This is a genomic window from Actinokineospora auranticolor (assembly GCF_041897805.1).
GTDB classification, from domain to species: Bacteria; Actinomycetota; Actinomycetes; order Mycobacteriales; family Pseudonocardiaceae; genus Actinokineospora; species Actinokineospora auranticolor.
Map to the genome: position 1 here is coordinate 482,459 of NZ_CP154825.1, position 16,626 is coordinate 499,084.

At 71.5% G+C, this 16,626-nt stretch carries 9 protein-coding genes and 1 tRNA gene; 8 read left to right on the forward strand and 2 right to left on the reverse strand.

Translation table 11 applies throughout. From position 1 onward, the window contains the following. The first annotated feature begins 5 nt into the window (after window positions 1-5). The 8 genes from V5P93_RS02475 (at window position 6) to V5P93_RS02510 (ending at window position 14,452) form a co-directional block, all read left to right on the forward strand. Window positions 6-81: transfer RNA gene (locus V5P93_RS02475), tRNA-Thr, on the forward strand. Between the two features lie 160 nt (window positions 82-241). Next, window positions 242-988 carry a PP2C family serine/threonine-protein phosphatase gene (locus V5P93_RS02480; RefSeq protein WP_104477701.1) on the forward strand — a complete coding sequence of 249 codons (747 nt, stop codon included), beginning with the start codon at window positions 242-244 and terminating at the stop codon, window positions 986-988. A 318-nt stretch (window positions 989-1,306) separates the two neighbouring features. Beyond that, window positions 1,307-7,495, forward strand: a complete 6,189-nt coding sequence (locus V5P93_RS02485; RefSeq protein WP_245931106.1) for an Ig-like domain-containing protein — start codon at window positions 1,307-1,309, stop codon at window positions 7,493-7,495. A 37-nt stretch (window positions 7,496-7,532) separates the two neighbouring features. Continuing rightward, window positions 7,533-8,498 carry a MoxR family ATPase gene (locus V5P93_RS02490; RefSeq protein ID WP_104477699.1) on the forward strand — a complete coding sequence of 322 codons (966 nt, stop codon included), beginning with the start codon at window positions 7,533-7,535 and terminating at the stop codon, window positions 8,496-8,498. 5 nt (window positions 8,499-8,503) lie between these two features. Then, window positions 8,504-9,691: a DUF58 domain-containing protein gene (locus tag V5P93_RS02495; RefSeq protein ID WP_146107943.1), complete on the forward strand. Its 1,188-nt coding sequence runs from the start codon at window positions 8,504-8,506 to the stop codon at window positions 9,689-9,691. Further along, window positions 9,688-11,943 carry a transglutaminase-like domain-containing protein gene (locus V5P93_RS02500; protein ID WP_104477696.1) on the forward strand — a complete coding sequence of 752 codons (2,256 nt, stop codon included), beginning with the start codon at window positions 9,688-9,690 and terminating at the stop codon, window positions 11,941-11,943. Before V5P93_RS02495 ends, V5P93_RS02500 begins: the two co-directional genes overlap by 4 nt. 281 nt (window positions 11,944-12,224) lie before the next feature. Next, on the forward strand, window positions 12,225-14,117 hold the full coding sequence (locus V5P93_RS02505; RefSeq protein ID WP_104477694.1) for a hypothetical protein: 1,893 nt from the start codon (window positions 12,225-12,227) through the stop codon (window positions 14,115-14,117). Further along, window positions 14,114-14,452 (forward strand): hypothetical protein, encoded by a 339-nt coding sequence (locus V5P93_RS02510; RefSeq protein WP_104477692.1) that lies wholly within the window; start codon window positions 14,114-14,116, stop codon window positions 14,450-14,452. Before V5P93_RS02505 ends, V5P93_RS02510 begins: the two co-directional genes overlap by 4 nt. Window positions 14,453-14,464: 12 nt before the next feature. Here V5P93_RS02510 and V5P93_RS02515 read toward each other — a convergent pair whose 3' ends face one another. After that, window positions 14,465-15,412, reverse strand: a complete 948-nt coding sequence (locus V5P93_RS02515) for a methionyl-tRNA formyltransferase (protein ID WP_104477690.1) — start codon at window positions 15,410-15,412, stop codon at window positions 14,465-14,467. 324 nt (window positions 15,413-15,736) lie between these two features. Next, window positions 15,737-16,519, reverse strand: a complete 783-nt coding sequence (locus V5P93_RS02520) for a PIG-L family deacetylase (protein WP_104477688.1) — start codon at window positions 16,517-16,519, stop codon at window positions 15,737-15,739. Window positions 16,520-16,626: the final 107 nt, after the last annotated feature.

The following is a 16,626-nucleotide window of genomic DNA, read 5'->3' on the forward strand; positions in this document are numbered from 1 at the left end:
CGACTGCCGGCATAGCTCAATTGGCAGAGCACTCGCCTTGTAAGCGAAAGGTTGCGGGTTCGAGTCCCGCTGCCGGCTCCACCCGGGAAGTCCTTTGTGTACCAATGGAAAACACCTTTCCGCACCTCCCCGACCGCCCGTTGTCCATGATCAGGTGTGCAACGGCGGCCCGGCCTGGGACGATGGTGGCTGGGACGACGACGGCGTCGTGCCGCTCGTCGAACTAGCGTGGGGGTAGACGGTGACCGTGGAACCGACGATCAGGGCCGGGGCCGCGACCGACGTCGGCCTGGTCCGCGCGGCCAATGAGGACAACTACGTCATCACGTCCACCGTCTACGCGGTGGCCGACGGCATGGGCGGGCACGCCGCGGGTGACGTGGCCAGCGGGCTCGCGGTCGCCGGGTTGGCCCAGCTCGGCGGGGACGGCCTGCCCCACCCCGACGACGTCCGCAAGCACATCGTGCGGCTCAACGGCGACATCCTCGCCGCCGCCGTGCGCAACCCAGAGCAGGCCGGGATGGGCACCACGATCACCGGGCTCTGCCTGGTCGAAGTGGACGGAGCCGTGCAGTGGAGCGTGTTCAACGTCGGCGACTCCCGCGTCTACCGCTACACCGGCGGCGGCCTGACCCAGCTCACCGTCGACCACTCCGAGGTCTCCGAGCTCGTCGCCGCCGGTGAGCTGAGCCCGGCGCAGGCCGCGGTCGACCCCCGCCGCAACGTCGTGACCAGGGCGCTCGGCTCGCCGATGCCCCCCAACCCCGACCTGTTCCCGCTCCCGCTGACCCCCGGCGACCGGTTCCTGCTCTGCTCCGACGGCCTCACCGGCGAGCTCGACGACGACACCATCGCGGGCCACCTGGCCGGGGTCGCGGACCCGCGCGAGGCGGCGGACGTGCTGGTGCGCGCCGCGGTGGCCGCGGGCGGTCGCGACAACGTCACCGTGGTGGTCGTCGACCACCTCGAAGAATCCACTTCCGACTGACGATTGTTCGAAGGCGCCGCCGCGCATTTCCGCATTCGCGGACGTCACCCTTCGTAGCTGATAACAGAGTTGTGCGAGGTGCGGGAGTTACCACCGTGACCGCGACGGAATGGGCTGAACGGAGCACTCTCCGTCAACCGCCGAAACAGCGCTCTGTGTTGTCCATCACGTCACCTGAGCGCGGGAACCCGGGTCGCCGCCCGGGAGCGCGCCCGGAACCGGAACCGGGTGTGGAACCCGACCCGGTGAATCTGCAACATTGTCCCCGCGCGACGCGATAGGGCCGGTTGACGGCTAGGGGACTCTGGCAGGGGACACGTGGGTTTTTTCAGGCGACACCGAACCGCCATCGCCTCCTCGGTCGTGGTGGCCGTCGGTGCCACGGCACTGGTCACCTTCGCCTTGTCGTCGACCGGGTACCCGGTCCGGCAGATCGAGCTGGACGACGGCGGCATCTGGGTCACCAGCGACCGCGACGGCCTCTTCGGCAGGCTGAACAAGCCGGTCGGCGCCCTCGACGCGGCCTTCTACCCGCCCGGCGGCACCCAGCAGACCTACCAGCTCGACGTGCACCAGGACGGCTCGGCGGTGGCCGCCCGCGACGCCGCGACCGGCAGGCTCTTCCCCGTCGACGTGGCCCGCGCGGTCGCCCTGCCCGAGCAGGGCTTATCCGTCGATGGTGACACCACCCTGGCGATGGCGGGCGGCACGCTCGCCGCGCTCGACCCGAAGACCGGCCGCGTGTGGGCCACCCGCGTCGACACCCAGGCGGGCATGACCAACCTGGGCACCCTCGACCCCGCCAACGCGCCGCTGGCCGCCGTCGACCCGGACGCCGCGCTCGCCGTCGGCGTCGACGGCACCGTGCGCGTGGTCGCCAAGACCGGCAAGGTCGCCACGATCCGCCCCGCCGACAACACCTTCGCCGAGGCCGACTACTCGACGCTGCCGCACCCGTTGCAGAGCGTGCAGGTCACCTCCGTCGGCGGCGACCTGGTCGTGCTCGACCCCGTCGGCCACAAGCTCGTGCTCCCCGACGGCCGCGAGATCCCCGTCGACACCGACGAGGCCGCGCGGCTCCAGCAGCCCGGCCCCGGGTCGGCCGCGGTCGTGCTGGCCACCAGCACCGACCTGATCTCCGTCACCATCGCCGACGGCCAGGTCAGCGTGCTCTCCGAGGCGGGCAAGGGCGCCCCGGCGGCGCCCGTCCGGGTCGGCAACTGCGTGCACGCGGCCTGGTCGCGCACCCCGGACGGCTACGTCCGCGCCTGTGCGGGCGGCAAGGCCGAGCCCGGCGGGCTCGCCGACCTGGAAGCCCTGGTCAAGCCGCTGTTCCGGGTCAACCGCGGGCAGGCCGTGCTCAACGACCTGGCCTCCGGCGCGGTCTGGGACCTCGACACCCGGCGCAAGGTCGACAACTGGTCCGCGGTGAAGCCGCCGCCGGTGCAGAACCAGAGCGACAAGACCAAGGACGACAAGAACACCGACGTCGTCAACGACAAGCCGCCGAAGGCCGTGGACGACAACCTCGGCGCCCGGCCCGGTCGCACCACCGTGCTGCACGTGCTCGACAACGACTCCGACCCGGCGGGCAACATCCTGTCGATCTCGGCCATCACCGCCCCGGACAACCCGGCGGTGAAGCTGGCGATCTCGCCGGACGGCCAGACCGTGCAGCTCACCATGCCCGAGAGCGCCGTCGACACCCGGTTCAAGTACACCGTCGACGACGGCAAGGGCCTCAACGCCACCGCCTCGGTCAACGTCGAGGGCCGCACCCAGGACCAGAACGAGCCGCCCGCGCTGCGCACCGGGTTCAAGGAGCGCGACTGGAGCGTGCCGTCCGGCGGGCTGCTGTCCATCGCCGCCACCACCGAGTGGCGCGACTTCGACGGCGACCCGATCGTGCTGGCCGACGCGCACACCGACGCGGGCTCGGTGACCACCACCCCGGCCGGGTTCGTGGAGTACTCCGCGCCCCGCGAGGCGGGCACCCGCCAGGTCGACTACCGGGTCACCGACGGCCGCGGCGAGCCGGTCATGGGCGAGGAGTCGGTCCTGGTGCAGGAGCCGACCGCGACCGCCGCGGTGGCCGCCGTGGCCGAGCCGGACGTGGTGCGCGGCCAGGTCGGCCGCCCGATCCAGGTCAAGCCGCTGGAGAACGACCGGCCCGGCTCCGACCCCAGCGACCCGCTGGCCCGGCTGCGGCTGGCCGGTGAGCTGGCCGCGCCGCCCGGCGCCGCGGTCACCACCGACCTCAAGACCGGTCTCGTGACCGTCGTCGTCGACCGGCCGGGCACGGTGTTCCTGGAGTACTCGGCCGCCTTCGGCAACGCGCCGTTCGCCAAGGGCGGCATCCGGGTCGACGCGGCCCCCGCGCCCGCCGAGCCGCTGCCGCCGGTCGCGGTGCCGGACAGCGCCGTGGTCCGCGCGCAGCTGCCGACGCTGGTCGACGTGCTGGCCAACGACGTCGACCCGTCCGGGGCGCTGCTGGTCGTGCAGTCCGCCGCGCCGGTGGTCGACGACCAGATCAAGGTCGCCATCGTGAAGGGCCGCTGGCTGCGGCTCACCGCGCTCACCCCGACACTGAGCCCGAACCCGCAGCTGGTCCGCTACACCGTGACCAACGGCCTGACCGGCGCGATCTCCGGCGAGGTCACCGTCACCCAGCTCGGCCCGCCCGCCGACGACACCCCGGTGCCCAAGGACGACTACGCGACCGTCCGCGCGGGCGACTCGGTCGCGATCCCGGTGCTGGACAACGACACCACGCCCGGTGGTTCGCCGATCTCGTTGCAGGCCAACGTCGAGGGCGCGCCCGCGCGCGGCCAGCTCTCCGTGGTGGGCGTGTCCAACCCGGACGAGCAGGTCGGTTCCGCGTACGTGACCGGCGGCGTGGTCCGCTACGTGCCGCCGTCCACGGTGGACGCGCCGGTCAAGGTGACGGTCAGCTACGTGGCGCAGAACCCCAACGGCGACCAGGCCGTCGGGCAGGCGCACGTGACGGTCAACCCGGCGCCCACCCCGGCCGCGCCGAACCAGGCCCCGGCCCCGCAGCCGGTCGAGGCGCGGGCGACCGCGGGCGACACCATCAAGATCATCGTGCCGACCAGCGGGGTGGACCCGGACGGCGACTCGGTCACCGTGACCGGCATCGGCTCGGCGTCCGCGCTCGGCCGGGTGATCGAGATCGGCGCCACCTCGGTGACCTACCAGGCGTACCCGACCAGCGCGGGCACCGACACCTTCAGCTACCTGGTGACCGACGCGTACGGCAAGTCCGCCGAGTCCCAGGTCCGGGTGGCCGTGGTGCCGCCGGGCGACCCGCAGCCCGCGGTCGCCGTGGACGACGTGGTGACCGCCGCCCCCGGGGTCCGGCTGGCCATCGACGTCATGGGCAACGACCTGCGCGCCCCCGGCGACTCGATCCGCGTCGAACCGCTGGCCGACCGCAACGCGAACCTGCCCGCGGGCGTCTCGCTCAACCCCGACTCCGGGCTCATCGAGCTGACCGCGCCCGAGCTGACCGGCAAGCCGCTGGTCGTCGTCTACGCCATCACCGGCGGCTACGGCGAACCGTCCACCGCGACGCTGACCGTGCGCAGCCAGAAGGACTACAACGTGCCGCCCATCGCGGGCGACACCTACGCCCAGCCCCGGCCCGGCGCGGGCACCGTGGAGGTCGACGTGTTCGCCGCCGCGGGCGACGTCGACGGACCGGCCGAGGAGCTGACCGTCGCGAAGGTGTTCGACGACGGCGCCACGCAGGCCGACGGCAAGATCACCGTGGCGGTCAAGGACTTCCCGCGCACCGTCGCCTACGAGCTGCGCGACGGCGGCGGCGCCACCGCGCTCGGCTTCATCCACGTGCCCGCCACCGGCAACGGCGCCCCCTACGCCAAGCCGGGGCAGAGCATCGACGTGCCCGCCGACGGCAGCAAGACCGTGGCCGTCGCGGACTTCGTCATCGACCCGGCGGGCAAGCCGGTCAAGCTGACGCTGGCCGACCACATCTCCGCCTCGCCCGCCATCGGCCTGAAGGTGCGCAACGACGGCGACCAGAACCTCGTGCTCACCGCGATCCCGGGCTACAACGGCCCGGCCGCGATCACCTTCGAGGTCACCAACGGCGCCACGCTGACCGACGGCACCACGGCCTACATCACCGTGCCCGTGCAGGTCGGCCCGGACGTGCCGATCCTGCGCTGCCCCACCGGCACGATCACGCTCATCGCCGGTGGCACGACGATCGGCATGGACATCACCTCGGTCTGCCACGTGTGGACGGCCAAGGTGGGCGGCGCCGCCGACCTGAAGTACACCGCGCGGTGGGCGAACGAGGCCCAGGGCGTCGACATCGAGGGCGAGGGCAGCCGCACCATCCGGCTCACCGCGTCCGGCGCGGCCCGCCCGGGCAGCAACGGCGTGCTGGAGGTCGGCGTGCAGGGCTCGCCCGCGAAGGGCACCCCGTTCTCCGTCAAGGTGATCGCCGCGCCCGCGCCGTCGATGTCGCCGGTGACCATCGACGGCATCAAGGCGGGGGAGACCGCCGAGGTCAACGTCGCCGCGTACGTGCGGTCGAGGCTGCGCGACCCGGTGATCTCCGTGGTGTCGGTGCACCAGGTCGAGGGCGGGTCCGCGACCGCGCTCTCCGACGGCGCCACCGTGCGCATCACGCCGAGCGGCGACTCGCACGGCACGATGTCCTTCGAGGTCACCGTCACCGACGTGGCCGACCGCAGCCGCGCGGACCGCAAGGTCCCCGGCCGGATCAGCCTGCGCGTGCTCGGGGTGCCGGACGCGCCGGGCACACCGGTGCCGGGCCGCACCACGCTCAGCCGCGTGGTCGAGCTGTCCTGGTCGACGCCCGCCAACAACGGCGCGCCGATCGAGGGCTACCAGGTCGACTACGACGGTGGCAGCCAGGCGTGCTCGGCGTCGCCGTGCACGATCAACGGGCTGACCAACGGCAAGCAGTACTCGTTCACGGTCAAGGCGCGGAACCTGGTCGGCTGGGGCAAGCCCAGCGCGGCGTCGGCACCGGCCAAGCCCGACGAGGTACCCGGCGCGGTCGGCGCGCTGACCGCGTCGGCACCGCGTGACGGCGCGGTACAGCTGAACTGGACGGCGCCGCACAACGAGGGCAGCGAGATCCTCAAGTACGAGATCAGTTGGACCGGCGGCGGACGCACCACGGTCCCGGGAGGCGCCACCGGCGCCACGGCGACCGGCCTGGACAACGACACCGTCTACACCTTCACCGTGGTCGCGGTGAACGGCCAGGGCCCCGGCCCGGCCGCGTCCACCACCGGCCAGTCCGCGGGCTCGCCGTCACGACCCGCCGCGCCGTCGTTCACCGCGGCGCAGTCGGCCGACGGCAAGTCCCGCGCGGTGCAGGTCACGTGGGCACCGACCAGCCCCAACGGGCCGGGACCGGTCACCTACACGGTCAACCGCACGGGCGGTGGCCGCGACAAGGTCGTCTGCAGAGACGTCTCCGCCACCTCGTGCGCCGACGACGGCCTCGCCAACGACGGCACGATCTACACCTACACCGTCACCGCGACCAACTCCGCGCCCGGCGACGACCACACCTCCCCGCCCAGCCCGGGCGCGGAGATGGAGGCCACCGCCACCCCCGACCCGTTCGACGCGGGCTCGATCAAGGCGGAGCCGACCGGTGTGGACGGTCAGGCGAAGCTGACCTTCGACGCCCCCGCGTCGCACGGCCGCACCAACACGGTCACCTGCACCGCGGCCGGGGCCAGCTGCGGCACCTGGACCTTCGACCCGGACGGCAAGCAGAACGCGAGCTTCACGATCAACGGCCTGCCCAACGGGCAGCAGACGTCGATCTCGCTGCGCACCTGCAACGGCAGCCAGGGCGGTGCCTACGCGGGCGACCCGTGCAACGCCCCGGCGAGCACCCCGGTCACCGCGTTCGGCCCGATGAAGGACCTGGAGCTGACGCTGACCAAGACCGACGACGACGTCAACATCCGCGTCTCGGTCAACGCCAACGGCAAGCCCGCCAAGGTGCAGATCAAGTCCGCCAAGCTCACCGAGAACCTGACCACCGGCGCCGGTGACTGGGACTGGTCCGGCAAGGCCAACGCGGGCTACAACACCGAGTACAGCGTCACGGTCACGGTCACCGACGAGGACCGGCCCACGCTGACCGTGACCAAGTCGATCAAGACCGACCCGCCGCCGCCCGCGCCCACGGTCGTGATCAGCAAGGGCGCGGCCTGCGGCACCGAGGCCAACCCGTGCGACAAGGACAAGCCGACGGCGTGCACGGACGCCAGCTGCGCGTTCATCACGTTGGAGACGAAGTTCTTCCTCACCCCGGTGACGTGCACCTTCCGCGCCGACAACCCGGGCACCTTCACCAACGTCAACATGCAGCCCAACCAGAAGCGGCAGACCACGAACTTCTACGGGTCGCCGGGCACGAAGCTCTACGTCACCTGCGGCGAGGTCGAGGCCGAACCGCTCGTCTGGTGACCACCAGCGCTTTGTACACAGAGGACAGGAACGGGTTATGACAGCCACACCGGAGCAGGCGCAGATGTTCGCGCAGACCTTCGACCGGTTGGTCGCCAACGTCAGCGTCGCGATCGTCGGCAAGGAGCACGTGGTCCGGCTCGCGCTGACCTGCCTGCTCTCCGAGGGGCACCTCCTGCTGGAGGACTACCCGGGGACCGGCAAGACGATGCTGGCCAAGGCGCTGGCGCGGTCGGTGCAGGGCACCAACTCGCGCATCCAGTTCACCCCGGACCTGCTGCCCTCCGACGTCACCGGTGTGACCATCTACGACCAGCGGCGCCAGGAGTTCGAGTTCCACCGCGGCCCGGTGTTCCACTCCATCGTGCTCGCCGACGAGATCAACCGGGCCTCGCCCAAGACCCAGTCGGCGCTGCTGGAGGTCATGGAGGAGGGGCGGGTCACCGTCGACGGCGTGTCCCACGAGGTGGGCAAGCCGTTCATGGTGATCGCCACGCAGAACCCGGTCGAGCAGGCGGGCACCTACCGGCTGCCGGAGGCGCAGCTGGACCGGTTCCTGATGAAGACCAGCATCGGCTACCCCGACCACACCGCGACCGTGGCGCTGCTGTCGGCGGCCTCGGTGCGCGACCGGTCGGCGGCGGTGCAGCCGGTGATCAGCTCGCAGGTCGTCTCGCAGCTCGCGGCCACCGCGGACCGCACGCACGTGGACGCGGCGGTGCTGTCCTACGTCACCCGGCTCGCCGAGGCGTCCCGCACGCACGAGCACGTGCGGCTCGGCGTGTCCGTGCGCGGCTGCCTGGCGTTCGTGCGCTGCGCCAAGACCTGGGCGATGACCAAGGGCCGCAACTTCGTCACCCCCGAGGACATCAAGGAGCTGGCGCTGCCGGTGCTCGGGCACCGCGTGCTGCTCAACGCGCAGGCGCAGTTCGACGGTGTGTCGGTGACCGACGTGGTGGAGAAGCTGCTCGCCGACGTGTCGCCGCCCGTCGCGCGGGGCTGACGCGGGTGGACGGGTTTCTGGAGGCACTGCGGTCGGTGACGCCGATGGGCATCACCGTCGCCGTCTGCTCGGTGCTGGCGTGGGTCGCCGGTGGCGTGGTCGGCTGGACCGAGCTGGTCGTGGCCGGTGTCGCGGGCGTGCTCGTGTTCGCCGTCAGCCTGTTCTGGGCGGTGGGCCGGGCGGCGCTGGCGGTGCGGTTCGGGCTGGAGAAGGAGCGCGTCGTCGTCGGCGCCGAGGCGGCGTGCGTGGTGGAGGTCGCCGGTCGGCGCACCACCGGCCGGATGCTGGCCATGGAGCTGGAACTGGCGGTCGACGACGAGGTGCACGTGGTGGAGGTGCCCGCGCTGGGCACCGGTCAGGTGCACCGCGAGCTGTTCCCGATCCCGACCGACAAGCGCGGCGTCATCGCGGTGGGCCCGGCGGTCACCGTGCGCGGCGACCCGCTGGGCGTGCTGCGCCGCGCGGTGTCGTGGGGGAGCGTGCAGGAGCTGTTCGTGCACCCGGTCACCGTGCCGCTCGGCCCGATCGGCGCGGGCATGCTCCGCGACCTCGAGGGCTACACCACCACCGACCTGTCCACCAGCGACCTGGCCTTCCACACCCTGCGCGAGTTCGCCCCCGGCGACGACCGCCGCCACATCCACTGGCGCTCGTCGGCCAAGCTGGCCACCGGCGGGCAGGGCGGCGCGCAGTTCCTGGTCCGCCAGTACCTCGACACCCGCCGCGCGCGGCTGGTCGTCGCGGTCGACGGCGACGTGTCCGCCTACCCGGACCCCGATGACTTCGAGACCGCGGTCTCGGTCGCGGCCTCGCTGGCGCTGCGCGCGGTGGAGGACGAGATCGACCTGACGCTGTTCGCCGCGGGCCAGGTCGTGCACGACGCCACCGCCCAGCGCGCGCTCGACGGCCTGGCCCGGGTCCGCCCGGTGACCATGGGCCTCGACGACCTGGCCACCCGCGCGGCGAGCCTGGCCCCGGACGCGACCGTCGTCGTCCTGGTGGCCGGTGGGTCGCGCTCCTACGCGGACCTGCTGCGCGCGTGCGGCCAGTTCCCGTCCGACATCCGCCGGGCCGCGATCACCGTGTCCGCCGAGGGCAAGGCCGGGATCACCGAGGGCCCCGGCCTGACCGTGGCCTCGGTGCGCGACCTGACCGACCTGCGGGCCGTGCTCGCTGGAGGACCGCTCGGATGAGCAAACGCCCCTTCCTCACCCGCGCCGACCTCGCGGACGCGCTGTGCCTGGCGCTGCTGTTCGCGGTGGCGCTGGCCGGGTTCACCACCAGCTACACCGGGTTGCCGTTCCTGTGGACGGGCCTGGCCGGGTTGGGCATCGGGCTGTTCGTGGCCCACCTGTGCAACTACTGGCGCTGGCCGGTCATCACGGTCGCGGCGCTGACGGTTGTCGCGTACTTCCTGTTCGGTGGCGCGCTGGTGATGCGCGACCAGGCCATCGCGGGGGTCGTGCCGGACCTGGACACCGCGAAAGCACTCGTTCGGTCCAGTGTGGACAGTTGGAAGCAGCTGCTGACCACGCTGCCGCCGGTCGAGGCCAGCGGTCCGCTGCTGGCGATCCCGTACATCCTGGGCCTGGTCTGCGGCGCGGGCGGTTTCGCCTTGGCGCGCCGGGTGAAGGTCAGCGCGGCGCCGGTCATCGTGCCCGGGGTGGTGCTCGTCGCGGTGGCGCTGCTGGGCACGTCGAAGCCGGACTGGCCGGAGATCCAGGGCGGCGCCTTCGCCCTGGTGGCCTTGATCTGGACGTCCGTGCGCGCGCGCCGTCGTCGCCGCCCGCTGCGGGACGGGGCGCGTCGCGCGACCCGCGCGGTGACGGGTGCGGCGCTGGTCGGTCTGGTGGGGGCGGTCGCGGTGGTCGCGGTGCCGTTCCTGCCGGGGGTTGCGGGGCACCGGACGGTGTTGCGGGACTACGTGACGCCGCCGTTCGACATCCGGGAGTACGCCAGCCCGCTGGTGGGGTTCCGCAAGTACACCAAGAACGCCAAGCAGTTGTGGGACCAGGAACTGTTCACCGTCACCGGTCTCCCCGAGGGTTCCCTGGTCCGCATCGCCACCCTCGACGACTACTCCGGCACCGTCTGGGGCGCGGCCTCGGGCGAGTCCGCCGAACCGGGCACCGCCCGCCAGGGCTTCCAGCGCGTCGGGTCCCGCATCCCCGCGGTCGGTGACGGGCGGACGGCGACCGTGCGGGTCACCATCGGCGAGGCCTACGCGTCGGCGGTCGACGTCAACGCGTGGCTGCCGACACCGGGGTCGCCGACGGCCGTCCGCTTCACCGGCGTGACGGCGGGTACGCACTCGGACAGCTTCCGGTACAACCTGTCGACCACGTCGGGCATCGTCGCGGACCGGTTGAAGACCGGCGACACGTACACGGTCGAGACCGTTGTGGACACCGTCGAGGTCCCGGACGATCCGCAGCCCTACGGCCGCCCCGGGCTCCCGTCGTCGGCGTACACGTTCGTCGCGGCCAAGGCGGGGACGTGGTCGGGCAAGGAAAGCAACCTCGGCACGAAGCTGAAGGCCGTCGCCGCGTACCTGAAGAACAACGGCGCCTACAGCGACGGCGGCCCGGGCGAGACGGAGTACCTCCCCGGCCACAGCGTCGGCCGGTTGACCAACTTCCTGAACGCCCAGAAGCCCGTCGGCGACGACGAGCAGTACGCGTCGGTCTTCGCCCTGATCGCGAATCAGCTGGGCATGCCAGCCCGCGTGGTCCTGGGTGCCCGCCCGGGCCCGGATGGTGTGGTGAAGGGCGAGAACGTCCAGGCCTGGGTGGAAGTCCACCTCACCGACGGCCGGTGGGCGCAGATCATGAACACCGAGTTCATGCCCGACCGGAGCAAGAAGCCGGACCGAATCCCCCCGCAGCAGTACGAGAACACGGACGCCTCGGTCGTCCCCCCACCCAACACCGTCCACCCCCCGAGCTCCCTGACCGACTCCAGCCGCGTGGACCCGAACGTCGGCCGGTCGCCGTCGGTCAAGGGTGAGGACACGTGGGAGATCCCGGGCTGGCTGTCCACGGTGCTGGCGTGGGCAGGTCCCCCGATCCTGCTGATCGCCCTGATCTGCACGGTCATCATCGGCGGCAAAGCGATCCGCCGCAGCCGCCGCCGCAGGAACGGCGCCCCCGCCGCCCGGGTGGCGTCGGGGTGGCAGGAGGTCATCGACCGGGCCCGAGACCTGGGCACTGCGGTCCCGGCGGGTCTGACCCGCCCGGAGCAGGCCACCGTGCTGGGCAGCAACGCCCTACCGGTAGCCCGCGCCGCCGACGCGACGGTCTTCGGCCCCGCAGACCCAACGGACGCCACGGCCGCCACCTACTGGAAGTCGGTGGACGACCTGCGCAAGAAACTCGGCGCGGACGTCTCCCGCCTCCGCCGCCTCCGCGCGGCCCTGAGCCTGCGAACCCTCCGCTCCCAGACGTGAGAAGGGGCCCCACCCGATGGGTGGGGCCCTCCGGCAGCAATGCGGTCGAAACCGAATGATCGGCCATGGGGATTTGCCGCTCGAACCTTCGCTCAAATGTGGAGATTCGCGGCCCGGCGGCCTGGCTTGCATTGTGCGCGAAGCGGTCAAATGGAGTGGCGCAGATCCGGTGATCGACCCGCAGCTTGGTGAGTCTTACTCGCCTTCGCTCCTAGCTTTGCCCGCTCGGCAAATGGGTGACCCCTGTTGACCGCCCCCACCCCCACCCCTAGCTTCGCCCTGTGGGGCGACTCGTCATCAGGGGCTTCGGATTTGTCCTGGTCTACGAACTCGTGCTGGGCAACACCGCTGTTTGGGGCGCCGACCTCCCCAAGTGGATCCGGTTCGCGCTGCCCCCGGTCTGGGACCTCGACGGCATCTGGCTCATCTCCCCGCTCCTCTTCCTCCTCTCCGTCCTAGCCGCCGTAGTCCTGGTAGACCGCTACGCGCCCGGCACCGAAGCCCGCAGAGCCTGCTGGCTCGCCGTGGCGATCGGACTGGGTGCGGCGGCGGGTCACACACTCTGGTTGATCTGCTTCGACACTTTCATCGGCGACCTGAGACTCGAAGAAGGCGAATCCGACTTCGCCTACGCCCTGATCTCCTCAATCACCTCCAGCGCCCTATTCGGCATCACCCTGGGCGCACTCGCCGCTGGTTTCGTCTATTTCACAAGAAACGCCCAACGACCAATCAAGAAGCACACCCACCACAAGGGGGCGGGCCCAGTGGCCGACCTGGACAGCTGGCCCCACGGCCCCACCGAGGCGACCAGGCTCCTGTGCGGCGCCGTCTACTGGGAGCCCTGGTTCGCCGACCGCGTCGTGCGGAACCTGCTCTCTTCCCGCGTTCGTGCCGTCGCGACCTCTCCTGGGGTTTCCACGACGCTCGTCCTCCGGCACGCCCTCACGGTCTACCGCCTGCGGATGGACCTCGAGGTCCGGTTGCTCCTCGCCTTCATCGCCACCGTCCTCCTGGTCATCATCAGCTGGTGGCTGCTCATCGCCGGTCTCCTCGGTGGCGCCGCCCTCCTCACCCACCACTGGTACACCCTGCGCCGTCGGGTGCACGAGCTGTTCGACCCGGAGGAGTTCGCCGTCGGTGCCGGGGAACCCGATCCGCCGCCCGCGTGGACGGCTCAGCGGTTCCGGGAGGTCGAGGCGGCCGAGCGCGGCAACGTCACCGTGTTCAGCGGGTTCCGCCCGTTCGTCGGGTACGGGGCAGCGGAGGCGGGTTGGTCCTTCTCCCTGCCCATCCGGCCGTCGCGCGATCACGTGGCGAAGCGGGACTTCCGCCCCTTCGCGGCCGACGAACTCACCACCCGAGTCCGCCACCGCCTATCCGCGATCGGCGACCCCGACGGCATCGGCGATCCCTTGACCGTCGCGGTGGAGGAACGCGTCTTCGTCGACGGAACCTCCCTCGACGAGCGCTTCCTCCCCGACCGCACCCACGTCCCCGACACCTCCCTGGACCACGACCTGGTGGACGAGATCGTCGCCGACCCCGGTGACGCCGCCCGCTGCTACCTCGTCGCGCACGTCCCCTCGTGGGGTGGCCTGGTCGTCGCCAGCACGTTCCTCCGCTTCTCCACCAACGGCCACATGCTGCACGCCGAGTGCGAGCGCGCCGTCCTCCGGCCGATCGGCTCGAACCTGCGCATCGACGAGCACGGCGTGGAGGTCGTGAAACCCCACGAGTTCGTCGACAAGTTCCTCGGCTCCATCGGCACGGCCATCGGCAGGCTGCCCGCGGCGCCGTTCGCGCTCGTCCGCTACGCCTTGCTCGGCCGCGTCCTGGGCAAACAGGCCGCCCGCGAACAGGACCAAGCACTCGACGACCAGCTGTTCGACTACGGCACCGCCTTCTCGGTCCGGGAATCCGCCGCGGGGGGCAACTTCTACAACCAGTTCCAGCGCCGGGACGCCGAGAAGGGCGTCAAACTGGTGGAGCAGCACGTGTTGGAGGCGGTCATCGAGTTCCTGGAGGAGCGCGGCGTGGACACCGCCGAGCTGCGCAGCAGGCAGACCACGATCCTCAACCAGGGCGTCATCCAGACCGGCGGCACCAGCAACGTCGGCGCGCTCGCCGTCGGCGACCAGGCGCAGGCCAGCAGCACCGCGGAGGCGAGATGAGCGAGAACCCCAGCGTCAACAAGGGATTCCAGGTGTTCGGCGGCACGGTCAACACCGGACCGGTGGCCATCGGCGACAACGCGCAGGTCCACACGGGACAGAGCCCGGTCGAGTTGGTCGACGCCATCCGCAGGCTGCTCGCCGCGCGCGACGACCTCCCGCCCGAGGCCGCCGAGGTGACCGAAGAGGTCGCCGACGAGCTCGGGCAGGAGACCGTCGACAAAGGACGGTTGGCGCGGCTGCTCGACACGCTGGTCAAGCTCGTCGCGCCGGTCGAGCCGGTGGCCACCGCCGTGAGCGACCTGTCGAACGCGGTGGCGGCCATCAGCTCCTAGTGCCTCGGGGCACTACGGCCTGCTGGTCAGGTACCCGCCCATGTGCTTGAAGTACTCGTGCGCGGGCAGCTCCGCGCCGTCCGCCGTGCGCACCCGGGTCACCAGCAGCGCGTGGTTGCGCCCGCGCCGCGACTCCGGGCCCGACACGATCGCCACGCCGTCGCCCTCGCGGTAGAAGATCCGGCCGTTGGTGCCGCCGTACTTCGCCGCCGAGACCCGCGCCTCGACGATCTCCAGCCGCTTGCCGCGGTGGAAGCAGTACGCGCTCGGGTACGGGGCGGACTGCGCGCGCACCAGCCGGTCCAGCTCGTCGGCCGACCAGGTCCAGTCGATGCGCAGGTCCTCCGCGGCGCGCTTGTGGAAGAAGCTCGCCTTGGACCGGTCCTGCTTGGTGAACTCCGTGCGCCCCGACGCGATCTCGGCCAGGCCGTCGACGGTGATCGGGCCGAACAGCGCCAGCGTCTTGGCGAACAGGTCGGCCGAGGTGTCGCGCGGGCCGACCGGCACCGCGCGCTGGATGACGATGTCGCCCGCGTCCAGCACGTCGTCCATCATGTGCGCGGTCACGCCGACCTCGGGCTCGTTGTTGATCAGCGCCCAGATCAGCGGGGAGAACCCGGCGTAGGCGGGCAGCAGCGAGTCGTGCACGTTGAGCGTGCCGCGCTTGGGCAGGGTGAAGATCCGCGGCGGGATCCACGTGCGCCAGTTGGTGGCCACGATGACGTCCGGGTCGATCGCGCGCAGCCGGTCGAACAGCTCGTCGTCGTCCGGCCGCTCGCGCACGATGACCTCGACGCCGTGCTCTGCGGCCAGGTCGGCGACCGAGTCGCTCCACACCTTCTCGTAGACGCCCTCGCCCGGTGGGTGCGTGACGACCGCGACCACCTCGTGCTCGGAGTCCAGCAGCGCCTGCAGGGTGCGGTGCCCCCAGGTCTGAAAACCGAACATCACGACCCGCATGCGGTCCCTCCCGGAAGTCTCGCCGTAGTTAGCCTCGCCTTGCTTAGGCTAGCCTCATCGGTCACCCGAAATGACCCACTGTTCGCCGGACCACACGCGCCCGGGTTATTGCGCCTGTGGACAGGTGTGGACCGACGCGTTGTCAAGCCGCCATCAGAAGTGGATCTATGCACAGGGCTGTCCCCAGCCTGGGGAAAACTCGGCGATCGAGGGGATTCGCCCGCGGTTCCCACCTGACGTGGTCGAACACCGGGTGAACGCGGGCGGTGCGCGCCGCGAACGGCCCCGGAGCACTCGGCTCCGGGGCCGTTTTCCGGCAACCGGCTACAGCCCGGCCATGATGTCGGTCTCGGTGATCCCCGGACCCTGGCCCGCGCGGATGAACCACTCGGTGCCGAACGAGCCCGCGAACGCCTCGTCCGGGATGGCCAGGAAGAAGCTGTCCTCGCTGATCTGGCTGGCGTGCGCGCGCATGGCGGCGCGCTTGGCGGACAGGTACGCCCGCACGTCGACCCGGCCGGTCAGCTCGGCCTCGGGCTTGCCGATCTCGAAGTCCTCCGGCGGGCCGAAGGTCTCGTCGCCCGCCGCCCTGGCCCGCTCGATGCCGCGCTTGATCTCGTCGCGGTTGGCGGTGGCCTGGTAGACGCGCGGCGTGCCCGCGATCTCGGCGGCGCGCAGGCCCACCCGGTGGACCTGGATGTGGTCGGGGTGGCCGTAGCCGCCGTTGTCGTCGTAGACGGTGAGCACGTCCGCGGACTCCTCGACCAGGATCGCCGCGAGCCGGGACGCCGCCTCCTCCACCGAGGCGGTCCAGAAGGTGCCGGGCGCGTCGTTGGTCGGCTCGCCCATCATCCCGGAGTCGGTGTAGCCCAGGAACTCCACGCGGGACGCGCCGAGGATCTCCGCCGCCTTGTGCGTCTCGTCGACGCGCCGCTCGGTCAGGGTCTCGCCCGGGGCGAGGAAGCCGTCCTCCACCTCGCCGAGCTCGCCGCGGGTCGCCACGACGAGCACGACCCGGTGCCCCTCGTCGGCGGCCTTGCGCATCACGCCACCGCAGTTGATGCACTCGTCATCGGGGTGGGCGTGGAAGGTGACCAGTGTTGCCATAGCCCCAACGTACTAACCCGCACCGACAGGTCGCCCGGTGTGACCGGGCGGTTCGCGGAGGACGAACAGCACCGGGACTTGTGTAACGGTGAGATAACGAGGGCAAC

Coding starts and splice junctions, on each gene's coding strand:
- V5P93_RS02490 (WP_104477699.1), top strand. CDS start 7,533: ATGACAGCCACACCGGAGCAGGCGCAGATGTTCGCGCAGACCTTCGAC.
- V5P93_RS02500 (WP_104477696.1), top strand. CDS start 9,688: ATGAGCAAACGCCCCTTCCTCACCCGCGCCGACCTCGCGGACGCGCTG.
- V5P93_RS02510 (WP_104477692.1), top strand. CDS start 14,114: ATGAGCGAGAACCCCAGCGTCAACAAGGGATTCCAGGTGTTCGGCGGC.
- V5P93_RS02515 (WP_104477690.1), bottom strand. CDS start 15,412: ATGCGGGTCGTGATGTTCGGTTTTCAGACCTGGGGGCACCGCACCCTG.
- V5P93_RS02520 (WP_104477688.1), bottom strand. CDS start 16,519: ATGGCAACACTGGTCACCTTCCACGCCCACCCCGATGACGAGTGCATC.